General features: G+C 60.2%; 22 protein-coding genes. 20 read left to right on the top strand and 2 right to left on the bottom strand.

Annotation, left to right across the window (positions count from 1 at the left end):
- Nucleotides 1–4: 4 nt before the first annotated feature.
- The 20 genes from rplF to serA all read left to right on the top strand — a co-directional run bounded on the left by rplF (nucleotide 5) and on the right by serA (nucleotide 12340).
- Nucleotides 5–565 (top strand): 50S ribosomal protein L6, encoded by a 561-nt coding sequence (gene rplF, locus WC529_04805; protein ID MFA5113598.1) that lies wholly within the window; start codon nucleotides 5–7, stop codon nucleotides 563–565.
- A gap of 1 nt (nucleotide 566) precedes the next feature.
- Nucleotides 567–878: a 50S ribosomal protein L18 gene (gene rplR, locus WC529_04810; protein ID MFA5113599.1), complete on the top strand. Its 312-nt coding sequence runs from the start codon at nucleotides 567–569 to the stop codon at nucleotides 876–878.
- Nucleotides 878–1387 (top strand): 30S ribosomal protein S5, encoded by a 510-nt coding sequence (gene rpsE, locus WC529_04815; GenBank protein ID MFA5113600.1) that lies wholly within the window; start codon nucleotides 878–880, stop codon nucleotides 1385–1387. The genes rplR and rpsE overlap by 1 nt, the downstream gene beginning before the upstream one ends.
- Nucleotides 1377–1775 carry a 50S ribosomal protein L15 gene (rplO, locus tag WC529_04820; protein MFA5113601.1) on the top strand — a complete coding sequence of 133 codons (399 nt, stop codon included), beginning with the start codon at nucleotides 1377–1379 and terminating at the stop codon, nucleotides 1773–1775. The genes rpsE and rplO overlap by 11 nt, the downstream gene beginning before the upstream one ends.
- Nucleotides 1768–3030: a preprotein translocase subunit SecY gene (secY, locus tag WC529_04825; GenBank protein ID MFA5113602.1), complete on the top strand. Its 1263-nt coding sequence runs from the start codon at nucleotides 1768–1770 to the stop codon at nucleotides 3028–3030. The genes rplO and secY overlap by 8 nt, the downstream gene beginning before the upstream one ends.
- Nucleotides 3027–3575 (top strand): adenylate kinase, encoded by a 549-nt coding sequence (locus WC529_04830; protein ID MFA5113603.1) that lies wholly within the window; start codon nucleotides 3027–3029, stop codon nucleotides 3573–3575. The genes secY and WC529_04830 overlap by 4 nt, the downstream gene beginning before the upstream one ends.
- 7 nt (nucleotides 3576–3582) lie before the next feature.
- Nucleotides 3583–4347: a type I methionyl aminopeptidase gene (gene map, locus WC529_04835; protein ID MFA5113604.1), complete on the top strand. Its 765-nt coding sequence runs from the start codon at nucleotides 3583–3585 to the stop codon at nucleotides 4345–4347.
- Nucleotides 4326–4547, top strand: coding sequence for a translation initiation factor IF-1 (gene infA / locus WC529_04840; protein ID MFA5113605.1), 222 nt, complete (start codon nucleotides 4326–4328; stop codon nucleotides 4545–4547). Before map ends, infA begins: the two co-directional genes overlap by 22 nt.
- A 14-nt stretch (nucleotides 4548–4561) precedes the next feature.
- Entirely contained in the window at nucleotides 4562–4675 is a 114-nt protein-coding gene (rpmJ, locus tag WC529_04845; GenBank protein MFA5113606.1) for a 50S ribosomal protein L36, read from the top strand.
- 6 nt (nucleotides 4676–4681) lie between these two features.
- Complete coding sequence (gene rpsM / locus WC529_04850) at nucleotides 4682–5074, top strand: 30S ribosomal protein S13 (protein ID MFA5113607.1); 393 nt, start codon at nucleotides 4682–4684, stop codon at nucleotides 5072–5074.
- A gap of 3 nt (nucleotides 5075–5077) precedes the next feature.
- On the top strand, nucleotides 5078–5476 hold the full coding sequence (rpsK, locus tag WC529_04855) for a 30S ribosomal protein S11 (GenBank protein ID MFA5113608.1): 399 nt from the start codon (nucleotides 5078–5080) through the stop codon (nucleotides 5474–5476).
- A complete protein-coding gene (gene rpsD, locus WC529_04860; GenBank protein MFA5113609.1) occupies nucleotides 5476–6093 on the top strand; it encodes a 30S ribosomal protein S4 in 618 nt (205 codons plus the stop codon). Before rpsK ends, rpsD begins: the two co-directional genes overlap by 1 nt.
- 14 nt (nucleotides 6094–6107) lie before the next feature.
- The gene (locus WC529_04865) at nucleotides 6108–7043 is read left to right on the top strand and encodes a DNA-directed RNA polymerase subunit alpha (GenBank protein MFA5113610.1); all 936 of its coding nucleotides are present in this window, start codon (nucleotides 6108–6110) and stop codon (nucleotides 7041–7043) included.
- 5 nt (nucleotides 7044–7048) lie between these two features.
- Complete coding sequence (gene rplQ / locus WC529_04870) at nucleotides 7049–7399, top strand: 50S ribosomal protein L17 (protein MFA5113611.1); 351 nt, start codon at nucleotides 7049–7051, stop codon at nucleotides 7397–7399.
- Nucleotides 7396–7827 (top strand): 50S ribosomal protein L13, encoded by a 432-nt coding sequence (gene rplM, locus WC529_04875; GenBank protein ID MFA5113612.1) that lies wholly within the window; start codon nucleotides 7396–7398, stop codon nucleotides 7825–7827. Before rplQ ends, rplM begins: the two co-directional genes overlap by 4 nt.
- 2 nt (nucleotides 7828–7829) lie before the next feature.
- Entirely contained in the window at nucleotides 7830–8429 is a 600-nt protein-coding gene (rpsI, locus tag WC529_04880; protein MFA5113613.1) for a 30S ribosomal protein S9, read from the top strand.
- 5 nt (nucleotides 8430–8434) lie between these two features.
- Nucleotides 8435–8767 carry a hypothetical protein gene (locus WC529_04885; protein ID MFA5113614.1) on the top strand — a complete coding sequence of 111 codons (333 nt, stop codon included), beginning with the start codon at nucleotides 8435–8437 and terminating at the stop codon, nucleotides 8765–8767.
- A 1-nt stretch (nucleotide 8768) separates the two neighbouring features.
- Entirely contained in the window at nucleotides 8769–9917 is a 1149-nt protein-coding gene (locus tag WC529_04890) for an alanine--glyoxylate aminotransferase family protein (protein MFA5113615.1), read from the top strand.
- Nucleotides 9918–9923: 6 nt separating this feature from the next.
- Nucleotides 9924–10685 carry a tRNA pseudouridine(38-40) synthase TruA gene (truA, locus tag WC529_04895; protein MFA5113616.1) on the top strand — a complete coding sequence of 254 codons (762 nt, stop codon included), beginning with the start codon at nucleotides 9924–9926 and terminating at the stop codon, nucleotides 10683–10685.
- Between the two features lie 77 nt (nucleotides 10686–10762).
- Nucleotides 10763–12340, top strand: a complete 1578-nt coding sequence (gene serA, locus WC529_04900; GenBank protein ID MFA5113617.1) for a phosphoglycerate dehydrogenase — start codon at nucleotides 10763–10765, stop codon at nucleotides 12338–12340.
- On the opposite strand, the gene WC529_04905 is transcribed toward serA, so the two are convergent.
- Both WC529_04905 and fusA read right to left on the bottom strand, forming a co-directional pair.
- Nucleotides 12326–12523 (bottom strand): hypothetical protein, encoded by a 198-nt coding sequence (locus tag WC529_04905; protein ID MFA5113618.1) that lies wholly within the window; start codon nucleotides 12521–12523, stop codon nucleotides 12326–12328. The two genes, serA and WC529_04905, sit on opposite strands and share 15 nt — an antisense overlap.
- Before the next feature lie 17 nt (nucleotides 12524–12540).
- Nucleotides 12541–14538, bottom strand: a complete 1998-nt coding sequence (fusA, locus tag WC529_04910) for an elongation factor G (GenBank protein MFA5113619.1) — start codon at nucleotides 14536–14538, stop codon at nucleotides 12541–12543.
- Between the last annotated feature and the right edge of the window lie 27 nt (nucleotides 14539–14565).

A 14565-nucleotide genomic window follows, 5' to 3' on the forward strand; every position in this document is an offset into this window, starting at 1 on the left:
AACAATGGGTAGAATAGGCAAAAGAGCGTTAGCAATACCGGCCGGGGTCGAGGTCAAGATCGACAACGGGCAGATCCAGGTCAAGGGGCCGAAAGGGACCCTGGTCCAGGCGCTGCGGCCGCAGGTCGCGGTCAAGGTCGAAGATAAAAAGCTGTTGACGGTCTGCACGACCGAGGAGCGGCTCGCGCAGGCGATGCAGGGGATGTACAACGCCCTGATCAAGAACATGTTCACCGGGGTCACGACCGGTTTCCAAAAGGACCTGGACCTGGTCGGGGTCGGCTACCGCGCCCAGATGCAGGGAAAAAAGCTGCAGCTGCAGCTCGGTTTCTCCCACCCGGTCGAGTTCGAGCCGCCGGCCGGCGTCGAATTCGCCGTGCAGGGCAATACCCGGGTCATTATTAAAGGCGCCGACCGCCAGGTCGTCGGCCAGATCGCGGCCGAGATCAGGCAAACCCGCGAAGTTGAGCCGTACAAAGGCAAAGGGATCAAGTATCTGGGCGAGATAGTTCGGCGCAAGGCCGGTAAGGCCGCCAAGGCGGCCGGGACCGGAGGTGGGTCGTAACATGAAAAAACGGAAGATCATCGGGACCGCGGAACGGCCGCGTTTGTCGGTCAAGCGGAGCCTGAAAAACATCACCGCCCAGGTGATCGACGACCTGGACGGCCGGACAGTGGCCGCCGCGTCAACGGTCGAAAAAGGGGTCGTCAAGTACGGCGGCAACGTCGCCGCGGCCAAAGCGATCGGTAAGCTGATCGCCGAGCGCTCGATCGCCAAGGGTTTCAAAAAAGTGGTTTTCGACCGCGGCAAGTCCCTTTATCACGGCCGCGTTAAAGCGTTAGCTGATGCTGCCCGTGAAGGAGGGCTGGAATTCTAATGGCGAGACAATACGAAAGGGAACAATCGGAGTTCAAGGAAAAAGTGGTGCAGATCCGCCGGGTGACCAAAGTGGTCAAGGGCGGTAAGAAAATGGGTTTCCGGGCGGTGGTCGTGATCGGCGACATGAAGTCGCGGGTCGGCCTGGGGATCGGCAAGGCGGCCGAGGTTTCCGCGGCGATCCGCAAGGGGGTCGACTCGGCCAAGAAGAACATGATGGACGTCCCGCTGTACGCCGGGACCGTGCCGCATGACGTGATCGGGAAATTTTCCGCCAGCTCCGTCGTGCTCCGGCCGGCGCCGCGCGGCACCGGGGTTATCGCCGGCGGCTCGGTCCGCACCATTTTAGAGCTTTGCGGCTTCAAGAACATCGTCGCGAAAAAGATCGGTTCGGCCAACGCGATCAACGTGGCGCGGGCCACGCTGGACGCGCTCAGCTTGCTGAAGCGCTTCGAACAGGTCGCGGCCGAAAGAGGAAAGGAACCAAAGGTCCACTATGTTGAAGCTTAACACTTTAAAGCCGGCTTCGGGCTCCAAGCACCGGCGGAAACGGGTCGGCCGCGGCACCAGCTCCGGGCACGGCAAGACTTGCTGCCGCGGGCACAAGGGCCAGACCAGCCGGTCGGGCGGGACCAAGGGGCGCCGTTTCGAGGGGGGGCAGACGCCGCTTTACCGCCGCTTGCCCAAACGCGGTTTTAAGAACTATCCGTTCCGCCAGGAATACCAGATCTTCAACCTCGACCAGCTGGACCAGGTCAAGAGCGCGACCGGGCTGATCAAGGTCTTGGGCGTGGGCGAGGTCAAGAAAGCGGTCGAAGTTTCCGCCCACAAGTTCAGCGCGGCGGCCAAGAAAAAGATTGAAGCGGCCGGAGGCAAAGCGATAATCCTCAATGCTTAACATCGTCTCGGGCTTCCTGAATATCGCCGACCTCCGGAAAAAACTGCTTTTCTCGCTGGGCATGATCGTCCTTTTCCGGCTGGGAGCGCACATCCCGGTCGCCGGCATCGACACGCTGAAGCTGGAGCAACTGTTCGGCCAGGGGAATATCCTGAATTTCCTCGACCTGTTCACCGGCGGCGCGCTGATGCGGTTCTCGATCTTCGCCATGGGGATCGTCCCTTACATCAACGCCTCGATCATCCTCCAGCTTTTGCAAGTCGTAATCCCGCAGCTGGAAGAGCTGGCCAAGGAAGGGGAGGCCGGCCGCAAGAAGATCGCCAGTTATACCCGTTATCTGACGGTCGTGCTGGCCGCTTTTCAGGCTTTCGGCATGTCGTTCTGGCTGCGCGGCGTCATGGTCGAAGGGTATAGTTTCATTTTCTTCCTGGCGGGCACGGTCGTCGCCCTGACCGCCGGCTCCACGCTGGTCATGTGGTTCTCCGAGCTGATCACCGACAAGGGGATCGGCAACGGCGCTTCACTGCTGATCTTTGTCGGCATTGTCTCCCGGATCCCGGCTTACGTGGGCCAAACGGTCACCCTGGTCAAGGGGGGCGCCTCGCTGATCGGCGTGATCATCCTGCTCCTGTCGTTCCTGTTCATGCTGGTGGCGATCGTCATCGTGCAAGAGGGTCAGCGACGGATCAACGTGCAGTACGCGAAACGGATCGTCGGCCGCAAGATGTACGGCGGCCAATCGACCTATATCCCGCTCCGCATCAACCAGGGGGGCGTGATCCCGATCATCTTTGCTTCGTCCGTGCTCCTGTTCCCGGCGACCATTGCCCAGTTCATTCCCAATCCGCTGGTCCAGCGGGTGGTCGGCTGGCTGTCGCCGTCGGGCAGCCTGTACATGGTCTTTTATTTCGCCCTAATCTTTTTCTTTACGTACTTTTATACCGCCATTACGTTCAACCCGAACGAACTGGCGGAGAACATCAAGAAATACGGCGGTTTCGTGACCGGTATCCGGCCGGGCAAACCGACCGCCCAGTACCTGGAATACACGATCACCCGGCTGACCCTGGTCGGGGCGGTCTTTTTGGCGACGATCGCCGTGATCCCGACGATCGTTGAAGGCCTGACCCACATTACCTCGTTCCAGGGGTTAGGGTCGACCTCCCTGCTGATTGTTGTCGGCGTGGCGCTCGACCTGGTCCGCCAGATCGAGACCCACCTGGTCACCCGCCAGTACGAAGGATTGCTGGCGTGATCCTGATCTTCTTGGGCCCGCCCGGTTCCGGCAAGGGGACCCAGGCGAAAAAGCTGGCGGAGCGGAAAAAGCTGCCGCATATCTCGCTCGGCGATATCTTGCGGGAAGAGGTCAGGTTAGGTTCGGCGATCGGGCAAAAGTGCAAGGCGTTCATGGACGCGGGCAAGCTGGTGCCGGACGAAGTCACCATTGAGCTGACCCGGCAGCGGATCGCGCAGCCGGACTGCCAGAACGGCTTTATCATTGACGGTTTTCCCCGTTCAATGGCGCAGGCCGAGGCGCTGGCGGCGATGTTCGCCGCGCAAAAGCTCGACCTTGACCGGGTGATCTACTTCAAGGTCGCCGAAGAAGAAGTGGTCAAGCGGCTGCTGCTGCGCGCGCAGATCGAAGGCCGGGCGGACGATAACGCCGCCGCGATCCGCACGCGTTTCGAGGTCTATGAGAAAACGACCCGGCCGCTGATCGATTATTACCGGCGGCAGGGAAAGTTAAAAGAGATCGACGCGGCCCAACCGATCGATCTGGTCTTCCAGCAACTGCTGTAGTTCCTTGATGGGCAGCATAAAGATAAAAGCGGGCGACGAGATCGAAAAGATGAGGGTCGCCGGGCGGATCACCGCGGCCGTGCTGGCGGAACTGGCCGGAGCGGCGCAGGCCGGGATCAGCACCGCCGAGCTTGACGCTTTCGGCGAAAAGATGATCAGGGCCCGCGGCGCGGAACCGGTCTTTCTCGGTTACCGCGGTTACAAGCACGCGACCTGTATCTCGATCAACCACGAGGTGGTCCACGGGATACCGGGGGACCGGCGGCTGGCTGAAGGCGATCTGGTCAGCCTGGACGTCGGGGTCAAGAAGGACGGCTATTGCGGCGATTCCGCGCTGACCGTGCCGGTCGGCAAAGCCGGAGGGAAGGCGGAAAAATTGCTGCGCACGGCTAAGCAGGCGTTAGCCGCGGGCATCAAGCAGGCGCGGGCCGGAAAACGTTTAGGGGACATCGGCGCCGCCGTGCAGCAGACAGCGGAGAAACACGGGTTCTCGGTCGTGCGCGACCTGTACGGTCACGGGATCGGCCGCGAACTGCACGAAGATCCGCTGGTCCCGAATTTCGGCCGGCCGGGAGAAGGCCCGGAGCTTAGACCGGGGATGGTCCTGGCGATCGAACCGATGCTCAACGTGGGCGGTTGGCGGATCAGGACGCTGGGCGACGGTTGGACGGTGGTGACGGAGGACGGCTCGTTGTCCTGTCACTTTGAGCACACGGTTCTGATCACGGACGGCGAACCGGAAATATTAACATGGTCAAAGACAAAGACGTAATTGAACTGGAAGGGGAGATCACCGAGGCTCTCCCCAGCGCCCTGTTCCGCGTCAAGCTGGAGACCGGGCAGCTGATCCTGGCGCACGTTTCGGGCAAGATCCGGAAACATTTTATCCGGATCCTGCCGGGAGACAGAGTGAGAGTGGAGCTGTCGCCCTACGACCTGACGCGCGGCCGGATCACCTATCGGATGAAATAAGGAGTAAGGCAACAATGAAAGTAAGATCGTCGGTAAAAAAGATCTGCGATAAATGCAAGGTAGTGCGCCGGCGCGGCCGGGTCTACATCCTGTGCGAGAATCCAAAGCACAAACAAAGGCAGGGATAAATAAAAATGGTGCGATTAGTTGGCGTTGATCTGCCGCCGAACAAACGGATCGTGGTGGCAATGACCTATATTTACGGGATCGGGGACGCGCTCAGCCGGGAGATCCTCTCGAAAGCGAACATCAAACCGGACCACAAGGTCAAGGACCTGGGGGACGCGGAGATGCTGGCGATCCGCGACATTATCAAGGATTACCGGCTGGAAGGCGACCTGCGCAAGGACGTCCAGCTGCACATTAAACGCTTGATCGATATCGGCTCTTACCGCGGGACCCGCCACCGCAAAGGTTTGCCGGTGCGCGGCCAGCGGACCAGGACCAACGCCCGCACGCTGCGCGGCAAGCGCAAGACCGTCGGCCTCGGCAAGAAGAAAGAAGAAGACAAGGAGAAGAAGGAGTAAAGCATGGCAGAAGAACAGCCTAAAAAAGTAGTAAAGAAGAGAGAAAAACGGAAGGTCCCGTCGACCGGGGTAGCGCACATCCAGGCGACCTTCAACAACACCATCATTTCGATCACCGACCCGACCGGCGCGCTGGTTTCCTGGTCGTCGGCCGGCAACTGCGGCTTCAAGGGGACGAAGAAAGGGACGCCGTTCGCGGCTTCCTCGGCGGCGGAAAAAGCGGCCGCCAAGGCGCTGGAAATGGGCGTGCGCGAGATCAGCGTCCTGGTCAAGGGGCCGGGCTCCGGCCGGGAGACGGCGATCCGCGCTTTGCAGGCGGCCGGCCTGGAGATCAGCTCGATCAAGGACGTGACGCCGATCCCGCATAACGGCTGCCGCCCGCCGAAGCGGAGGCGCGTCTAATGGGCAGACATACGGACGCCAGCTGCAAACTTTGCCGCCGGGAAGGGGCGAAGCTTTTCCTCAAGGGCGAAAAGTGCTACACCGAAAAATGCCCGTACGCCCGGCGCTCTTACGCTCCGGGACAGCACGGCAAACTGCCGATCCGCGCCTCCGAGTACCAGATCCGGCTGCGGGAAAAACAGAAAGCCCGGCGGATCTACGGCCTGGGCGAACGGCAATTTGCCAACTATTTTGACCGGGCGGCTAAGCGCAAAGGGGCGACCGGCGAACAGCTCCTCCAGTATTTGGAGCGGCGGCTGGACAACGTCATCTACCGGCTCGGTTTTGCCACTTCGCGGCAGGCGGCCCGGCAGCTGGTCCGTAACGGCGGCGTGCTGGTCAACGGCCGCAAGACCAACATCCCGTCCTGCGAAGTGAAGGTTGGCGACCAGCTGGTGATCGCGCCGCGCATGGTCAAGCTGGCGAAGGATTCGCTGGAAAAGTTCCCGGACCGGGTCCTGCCCGCCTGGATCGCCCTGTCGGGCGAAGTGGAAGGGAAGGTCCTGAACCTGCCTAAGCGCGACGACATCGACACGTCGATCGCCGAGAACTTGATCGTTGAGTACTATTCACGTTAAGGAGGTAATTTTAAATGGTTAGTATCGGTGAAAATCCCTGGGTGAGAGTGGCGGAGGCGGACGACAAGTTCGGGCAGTTCGTGGTGGAGCCGCTGCAGCGCGGCTACGGCGCGACGCTCGGTAATCCGCTGCGCCGGATCCTGCTCTCTTCGCTGCCCGGCGCGGCCTGCACCGCGGTCAAGATCGAAGGGGTGGCCCACGAATTCACGACCATCACCGGCGTAGAACAAGACGTGCTCCACATCATGCTGAACATCAAGGAGATCGTTTTCCGCTCCCACTCCGACCAGCCGAAAACGGTCACGCTCAAGGCCAAGGGGAAAGGGGAGGTCAAGGCCGGCGACATCGAGCATGACGCCGAGATCGAGATCGTCAACCCCGACCAGAAGATCGCCACGCTCGACACCAACGGCAAACTGCACATCGAGTTCATCGTGGAGCGCGGCCGCGGCTACGTGACCGCGGAGCGCAACAAGAAGCCGGGCCTGGCGGTCGGTTTTATCCCGACCGACTCGATCTTTTCGCCGGTCTCGAAAGTGAACATCGCGACCGAAGAGGTCCGCGTCGGCCAGGAGATCAATTACGACCGGCTGGTCTTGTCGGTCTGGACGAACGGCGCGATCCGCCCGGACGAAGCGGTCAAGGAGAGCGCCCGGATCCTGGCGCGGCACGTGGACCTGTTCGTCCACCTGGGCGAAAAGGGCGAGACGGCGCTCGAGCTGGAACGCAAGGACGAAGCCCCGACGGCGGCCCTGGAGATGAACATCGAGGACCTGGAGTTCTCGTCGCGTTCGCTGAACTGCCTGAAGAAGGCCGGGGTCAAAAAGGTCGGCGAGCTGGTCCAGTATTCGGAAGAGGAGCTGATGAAGTTCAAGAATTTCGGCTCCAAATCGCTGACCGAGGTGCGCAGCAAGCTGTCAGAGTACAAGCTTAAGCTCAAGGGAGAGTAAGGGAAATGAGGCATCGCAAAGGGAACGCTAAATTAAGCCGGCCGACCGACCAGCGCCTGGCGCTGCTCCGGTCGATCGTCCGCTCGCTGTTCCTGTACGGGCGCGTCACCGTGACGCTGACCCGGGCCAAGGAGGCGCGGCGCATGGCGGAGCGCCTGGTCACCGCCGCCAAGAAGAACGACCTGAACGCCCGGCGCAAGGTCGAAAAGGTGATGGCCGAACGGAAACTGGTCACCAAGATCTTCAAGACGATCCCGGAGCGCTACGAAGGGCGGCCGGGCGGCTACACCCGGATCATTAAATTAGGCCGGCGGCTGGGGGACGCGGCGCCGATGGCCGTACTGGAGCTGATATGAAAAAGCGCAAGACATTGTTCACCAACGACGCGGGGGTCAAGCGGAGCTGGTACCTGGTCGACGCGACCGACCGGGTCCTGGGGCGCCTGGCGACCAAGGTCTCGGTCTACCTGCGCGGCAAGCACAAACCAAGCTACACTCCGCAGACCGACTGCGGCGATTTCATCGTTATCGTCAATTGCGACAAGGTCAGGGTGACCGGCAAAAAGCTGAAAGGCAAAACGTATTTTACCCATTCCGGTTATCCCGGCGGCGACAAGATCGTTCTGCTGGAGAAAATGCTGGCCGATAAACCGGAAAAAGTGGTCCAGCTGGCGATCCGGGGGATGCTGCCCCACACCAAGCTGGGAGCGCAGATCATCAAAAAATTAAAAATCTTTAAAGGTCAGCCGGTGCAATACTCTAAATTGCAGAAGCTTGAGGTGTAAGAATGGGAGAAGCGAAGAAAAAAGCGCATAAGGAAGAGGCCGCGCCGAAGAAAAAGGCTGCCGCGGCCAAAACGGCCAAGCCCGCGGTCCGGAAAAAGAAAGCCGCCGCGCCGGAAGCGGTTGTTGCTCCGGTTGAGGCGGTCAAGCCGGAAGCCGTTGCGGCCCCGGTCAAGCCGACCTATGTTGCCAAACCGAAAAAGGCCAAACTGCCCGGGCCCAAATTCTACGGCACCGGCCGGCGCAAGGAAGCGATCGCCAAGGTCTGGCTGGTCCCCGGGACCGGCAAGGTCACGGTCAACGACAAGCCGCTGAGCCAGTATTTCTCCGGCCGCCGGGTCCTGGAACATAACGCCAGCCGTCCGTTGACGGTCGCGCAGGTCGCCGGCCAATACGACATCATCGCGGAGGCGTACAGCGGCGGCATCGCCGCCCAGGCGACCGCGGTCGGGCTCGGCATCGCCCGGGCGCTGATCAAGCTGAACCCGGAGCTCAAGACGCTCCTGAAGCGGGAAGGGCTCATGACCCGCGATCCGCGGACCAAAGAACGGAAGAAGTACGGCCGCAAGCGCGCCCGTCGCGGCTTCCAGTATTCGAAGAGGTAAAACCAATGAAAGTGGAAAGGCATTACGAAGGGTTCATGGACCCCAAGAAGGTCGAAGAGGGAGGCATCCTCCGGATCTCCGGCAAGTTCCTGCTGGACCACGAGAACGAGATCGTCAATTTGATCAAGCACGAGGGGAATCTGGCGGAGCAGAAGAACCCCGGCCATAAGGTCGTCAGCATCGATAAGGCCGACGGCGGGATCGTGGCCGCGATCTCCGATCACAACCTGGCCCTGCACATCGGCAAGGCGCTGTCCCACGCTTATCAGGGCAAACACGAATACAAATTCCTCAAAGGCGAAAAATATGTCGAAGTAGATTGGAGGAGAGACGACTAAGATGGCGAGAAAGCTGATCAAATACAATTTAATGATCCCGGGCCCCACGCCGATCCCGACCCGCGTCCTGGCGGCGATGAACCACGACATGATCGGCCACCGCGGCCCGCTGTTCTCCGCCGTGATGAAGGACGTCATGGCCGACCTCAAGTGGGCCTACGAGACCAAGAACGACATCTTTATCTATCCTTCGTCCGGGACCGGCGGCATGGAAGCCGCCGTGGTCAACGTCCTGTCGCCGGGCGACAAGGTGATCGTTCTCAATATCGGTAATTTCGGCTCGCGCTGGGCCAAGATCTGCAAGGCGTACGGCGCGGACGTCAACGACGTCAAATTCGAGCGCGGCCAGGCCGCTGACCCCAAGGTCCTGGAAGCGGAACTGAAAAAGGGACCGGTCAAAGCGGTCTTCATGCAGCAGAACGAGACCTCGACCGGCGTCCTGAACGACGTTGAGACTTTAGCCAAGACCGTCCGCCGGCTCCAGCCCGACGCGCTGGTCATGGTGGATGCCGTTTCCGGGATGATGGCCGCCCCGCTCAAGACCGACGAGTGGGAGCTGGACGTTGTCGTCTCCGGCTCGCAAAAGGCATTCATGGTGCCGCCCGGTGTTTCCGCCGTTTCGATCTCGGCCCGCGCCTGGAAAGCCCACGAAACCTCGAAGTGCGCCAAGCATTACTGGGACTGGGCGTTGATGAAAGCGGAAGCCCCCAAGGGGCACACTTACACCACGCCGCCCGAGTCGCTGATCTTCGGCATGGCCGAAGGGCTGAAGATGCTCAAAGAAGAAGGTAGGGAAAACGTTTTCGCCCGGCACAAATTCAACCGCGACCTGATCCGGACGGCGGCCAGGGCGCTCGGCCTTAAACTGCTGGCCGACGATTCGCACGCTTCTCCGGCGGTCACCGCGATCTGCCCGCCCGATGGGGTCGATGGCGAAGCGGTCCGCGCGGCGATGCGCGACGAGTTCAACGTCGAAGTCGCTCCGGGGCAGGGCGAGCTGAAGGGGAAGATCTTCCGGATCGGCCATCTCGGCTATATCGATTCGCTCGATATTATCGGGGCCTGGGCGGCGGTCGAGGTCCTCTTCAAGCGGCTGGGGGCCAAGATCAATTTCGGCGCCGGCGTCAAAGCGGCGATGGAGATGCTTTAAGTTCCCTTGCCGAATGTCAAGTTAACGCTCCAGTACGACGGGACCGGGTTTGCCGGTCTGGAGCTGCAGCCGGGACAAAGGACGATCCGCGCCGAACTGGCCAAAGCCCTCAAGACGCTGTATAAACGACAAATCCCCTTTATTACCGCTTCCCGGACCGATGCCGGCGTTCACGCGCTCGGTCAGGTCATCAGCTATCAACCGCCTTTTACTATCCCCTTAGATAAGCTTCCGGTCGCCTTGAACGGCGTTTTACCGGCTGACATCAGGGTCATTAAGGCGGAAGCGAAGCCGAAGTCTTTCCATGCCCGGTACGGGGCGAAAGGGAAGGAATACGAATACCTCATTTACAACGGCCCGGTCATGCCGCCTCATTTACGTTATTTGGCCTGGCACGTTAAACCTAAGTTAAACCTCGCGACGATGAAGAAAGCCGTTAAATACCTGGTTGGCAAACACGACTTCTCCTCCTTCTGCGCCGCTAATTCTGACGATACCAATTTTGTCCGGACAATACATTCATTGGTCATTGGTCATTTGACATTTGTCATTAGTTCCAGCCTCACGGTTTCCCTGATCAGCCTCCGGGTGAAAGGGAACGGCTTTTTATATAAGATGGTCCGCAACCTGGTCGGCACCCTGGTGGAAGTCGGGCTAGGGCGGAGGAAGCCGGAAGAAATGAAGCGGATGTTAGCAGCCAAGGACCGTCGGACGGCCGGGAAAACTGCCACCGCCCAAGGCCTCTGCTTGCTACGCATCGATTATTGACTTCTTAGTGTTTCTTAGTGCCCTTAGTGCCCTTCGTGGTTATTTTTGATATAATTAAGATAGAAAGAGGTGTTTTCATGAAAGTATTAGCCATGGACAAATGCGCCGAGGAAGGGTTAAAGATCCTGCGTGATGCCGGGATCGAAGTTGACGCAAAAGCCGGTTTAAGCGAAGAAGAACTGATCAAGATCATTCCGCAATACGACGCGCTGATCGTCCGCTCCGAGACCAAGGCGACTCCCAAGATCATCGAAGCGGGGAAGAACCTGAAAATCATCGGCCGGGCCGGGGTGGGGGTCGACAATATCGACCTGCCGACCGCGACCAAGAACGGCGTGATCGTCGTCAATTCGCCGGAAGGAAATACCGTCGCTGCCGCTGAACACACCTGGGCGATGCTCCTCTCCATGACCCGCTCGATCCCGCAAGCCCACGGCAAGCTCAAGGCCGGGGTCTGGGACAAGAAATCGTTCAAAGGGGTTGAAGTGCTGAACAAGACCCTGGGGGTCGTCGGCCTCGGCAAGATCGGCCGGCGGGTCGCCTCTTACGCCCTCGGCATGGGGATGAGGGTGATCGGCTCCGATCCGTTCGTCAACGCCGATTACGCCAAGGGCCTGGGCGTGGAACTCAAAAGCTTTGACGACGTCATTAAGGAGTCGGACTTTATCACTTTCCATATCCCCAAATCAAAAGAGACCGCCGGGCTGATCAACGCGGCCACGATCGCCAAGATGAAAAAAGGGGTCCGGCTGGTCAACGTCGCCCGCGGCGGGATCATTAACGAACAGGACCTTTACGCAGCGCTGAAAAGCGGCCAGGTCAAGGCCGCCGCGCTCGACGTCTTTGAGAAAGAACCGACCGAAAGCAGCCCGTTGTTCGAGCTGGACAATATCATCGTGACGCCGCACTTGGGCGCCTCCACGGTCGAAGCCCAGGTCAACGTGGCGATCGACGTCGCCGAGCAGATCGTCGAAGTGCTTAAAGGCGGAGCCGCCCGCTCCGCCGTCAATATCCCGTCGATGAAACCGGAGCTGATCGCGCCGGTCCGGCCGTACATGGGGATCGCGGAAAAGCTCGGCGCCCTGGCCGCGCAGATCGTGAAAGGGGCGGTCACCAAGGTGGAAGTGGAATACGCCGGCGAAGTGGCGGAAAACAACGTGTCGCCGCTCACGACCGTCGTGCTGAAAGGCTTATTGACCCCGATGCTCGACGTTAAGGTCAATTTCGTCAATGCGCCGTTCGTGGCGAAAGAGCGGGGGATCGAGATCGTGGAAAGCAAGAGCCAGGATACCAAGGATTTTGCCAGTCTAATAACCCTGAAAGTGGTGACCGAAAAGGAGACCAGGACGATCGGCGGGACGGTCTTTACCGGCGTCGGGGACCGGCTGGTGATGATCGACGGCTTCCGGGTCGACGCGGTGCCGGAGGGCTACATGGTCATCTTACAGAACATCGACAAGCCGGGGATGATCGGCAAGGTCGGGACCTTTCTCGGTCAGCATAACATCAATATTGCCGCGATGGATGTCGGCCGGGTCAAAGTTGGCGAAAAGGCGGTCATGGTCCTGAACGTGGACAACTCCCTGTCGGACAAGGTCCTCAATGAATTCACCAAGCTCGAAGGGATCTTTGGCGCGACCCTAGTTAAAATATAGGACCGCTTTAGCTTTCTCGATCGTGTAAGGTTCGATGGTCGAGACGTTGTAGCCTTCGTATTTGAGGCCTTTCTGGGTGGCGATCGCGTTGCCTAGGGTATCAAGCTGCTTTCTTTCTTCGGGGCGGGTCACATTGACAGTGTAGGACAAGATCATTTCCCGGCCGCATTCACTTACGCGCATGGAAAACACCTCCCGTTTTACTGCTTTTCGTGGAGTCCTCCTTCCTCCTTTAATTTGGTATAGACCGCCATCAGCTTTTCCTGGGTCGGTGGCGGCACCTGTTCATAGTGGGAAAACTTGAAGCTGTAGCTGCCGCGTCCGTGGGTAAAGGAGCGCAGGTCGGTGGCGTATTTGGTCAGCTCGCCGAGCGGGACCTTGGCCGCGACCTTGTCGGTCTCGATCGTGGTGATCCGGCCGCGGCGCTTGTTCAGGTCGCCGGTCACGTCGCCGATGAACTCGGGCGGGGCGTAAACGGTGATGTCGACGATCGGTTCCATGATGGCCGGCCGCGCTTCGGTGAAGACTTTTTTAAAGCCCATCGAGGCGGCGATCTGGAAGGCGAGGTCCGAGGAGTCGACCTCGTGGTAGGAGCCGTCGTAGAGGGTGACCTTGAGATCGACCACCGGGTAACCGGCGATCACCCCGTGCTGCATCGCCTCGCGGATCCCTTTTTCCACCGACGGGATGTAGTTCTTGGGGATGGCGCCGCCGACGATCCGGTCGACGAACTCGAAACCTTTTCCTTCGGGGAGCGGTTCGATCTCGATCCAGGTGTCGCCGTACTGGCCGCGGCCGCCGGTCTGCTTCTTATATTTGCCCTGGCCTTTGGCCTTGCCGCGGATCGTCTCCTTGTAGGGGACGCGCGGCGCGCCGGTCTCGACCTCGACGCCGTAGCGCTCCTTGAGCCGGTGGAGCATGATCTCCAGGTGAACGTCGCCGATGCCATAGATCACGCTCTCCCTGGTCTCCGGGTCGTAATGCATCTTGAAGGTCGGGTCCTCGTTCATGAAAGCGGAAAAACCGAGGGCCATTTTTTCCTGGTCGGCCTTGCTCTTGGGCCGGACGGAGAGGGAGACGACCGGCTCCGGGTAAACGACGGCCGGCAGCGGCACCGCTCCCTTATCGCCCAAAGTGTCGCCGGTATGGGTCAATTTAAGCTTGGGGAGGACGCAAATGTCGCCGGGGCCGGCGGAGGCGAGGTCCACCCGGGTCTTCCCCCGCAGGGTGGCGACCTGGCCGACGCGCTCCTCTTTCCCCTTGGTGATGTTCAGGATCGACGAAGAAGGCTTGATCTCGCCGTCGTAGACCCGGATAAAGCTCAATTCGCCGACGTGCGGCTCGAGCATCGTCTTGAAAACGAAAGCGCGCAGGGCGCCGCCGCCGGCCGGGTGGTGGTGGTTCGCGTCGGGGAGGAAGTAATCGATCTCGTCGAGCAGCTCCTTGATCCCGATCTCCTTGGTGGCCGAGGTGCAGAGGATCGGGGTGATCTTGTTCTCTTCGATCCCGGCGTGGATGGCGGCGATGATCTCCTCTTCGCTGATCGGTTTGTTGTCCAGGTATTCGTTGAGGATCGTGTCGTCGACCTCGGCGGTCCCTTCGATCAACATCTCGCGAAAGGCGCTATATTCGGATTCGAGTTCAGCCGGGACGCCGTCCGGCTTGAGGAGGTTAAAAACGCCGGAAAAAGCCGCTTCCCGCCCGACCGGCATCTGGACCGGCACGCACTGTTTGCCGAGCTTGGCGCGGACCTCTTCGACCCGGGCGGCGAAATCGGCCTGGTTCTTGTCCAGCTTGTTGATGACGATCACTTTCGGGATGTTGCGCCGGGTGGCTTCCTGCCAGAGGGGGTCAAGGCCGACGCCGACGCCGGAGACGCCGTCGACGACGACGATCGCCCCCTCCACCACGCTGAGGGCGGCGAACCCTTCGCCGACGAAATCGATATAGCCGGGCGTGTCGAGCAGGTTGATCTTGTGCTCGTCGAACTCGAGCGGCAGGAGCGAGGCGTGGATGCTGATCTTGCGGCGGAGCTCTTCGGCGTCGTGGTCGCTGGCGCTGGTGCCGTCGTCGACCTTGCCTAGACGGGGCAAAGCGCCGGCTTTAAAAAGGATGGTTTCGCATAGGGAGGACTTGCCGGTTCCGCCGGACCCGATGACTGCAACATTGCGAATCTTGTCGGGGGGGTATGTTTTCATACCGGGCTTAATTTTAGCAAAACGGCC

This window comes from Candidatus Margulisiibacteriota bacterium (genome assembly GCA_041650855.1).
In the GTDB taxonomy this organism is placed as follows: Bacteria; Margulisbacteria; WOR-1; order O2-12-FULL-45-9; family XYB2-FULL-48-7; genus JALOPZ01.

Bases quoted from the DNA above. Each gene is read 5' to 3' on its own strand.
- rplF (MFA5113598.1), top strand. From the start codon at position 5: ATGGGTAGAATAGGCAAAAGAGCGTTAGCAATACCGGCCGGGGTCGAG.
- rplR (MFA5113599.1), top strand. From the start codon at position 567: ATGAAAAAACGGAAGATCATCGGGACCGCGGAACGGCCGCGTTTGTCG.
- rpsE (MFA5113600.1), top strand. From the start codon at position 878: ATGGCGAGACAATACGAAAGGGAACAATCGGAGTTCAAGGAAAAAGTG.
- secY (MFA5113602.1), top strand. From the start codon at position 1,768: ATGCTTAACATCGTCTCGGGCTTCCTGAATATCGCCGACCTCCGGAAA.
- map (MFA5113604.1), top strand. From the start codon at position 3,583: ATGGGCAGCATAAAGATAAAAGCGGGCGACGAGATCGAAAAGATGAGG.
- infA (MFA5113605.1), top strand. From the start codon at position 4,326: ATGGTCAAAGACAAAGACGTAATTGAACTGGAAGGGGAGATCACCGAG.
- rpmJ (MFA5113606.1), top strand. From the start codon at position 4,562: ATGAAAGTAAGATCGTCGGTAAAAAAGATCTGCGATAAATGCAAGGTA.
- rpsM (MFA5113607.1), top strand. From the start codon at position 4,682: ATGGTGCGATTAGTTGGCGTTGATCTGCCGCCGAACAAACGGATCGTG.
- rpsK (MFA5113608.1), top strand. From the start codon at position 5,078: ATGGCAGAAGAACAGCCTAAAAAAGTAGTAAAGAAGAGAGAAAAACGG.
- rpsD (MFA5113609.1), top strand. From the start codon at position 5,476: ATGGGCAGACATACGGACGCCAGCTGCAAACTTTGCCGCCGGGAAGGG.
- WC529_04865 (MFA5113610.1), top strand. From the start codon at position 6,108: ATGGTTAGTATCGGTGAAAATCCCTGGGTGAGAGTGGCGGAGGCGGAC.
- rplQ (MFA5113611.1), top strand. From the start codon at position 7,049: ATGAGGCATCGCAAAGGGAACGCTAAATTAAGCCGGCCGACCGACCAG.
- rplM (MFA5113612.1), top strand. From the start codon at position 7,396: ATGAAAAAGCGCAAGACATTGTTCACCAACGACGCGGGGGTCAAGCGG.
- rpsI (MFA5113613.1), top strand. From the start codon at position 7,830: ATGGGAGAAGCGAAGAAAAAAGCGCATAAGGAAGAGGCCGCGCCGAAG.
- WC529_04885 (MFA5113614.1), top strand. From the start codon at position 8,435: ATGAAAGTGGAAAGGCATTACGAAGGGTTCATGGACCCCAAGAAGGTC.
- WC529_04890 (MFA5113615.1), top strand. From the start codon at position 8,769: ATGGCGAGAAAGCTGATCAAATACAATTTAATGATCCCGGGCCCCACG.
- serA (MFA5113617.1), top strand. From the start codon at position 10,763: ATGAAAGTATTAGCCATGGACAAATGCGCCGAGGAAGGGTTAAAGATC.
- WC529_04905 (MFA5113618.1), bottom strand. From the start codon at position 12,523: ATGCGCGTAAGTGAATGCGGCCGGGAAATGATCTTGTCCTACACTGTC.
- fusA (MFA5113619.1), bottom strand. From the start codon at position 14,538: ATGAAAACATACCCCCCCGACAAGATTCGCAATGTTGCAGTCATCGGG.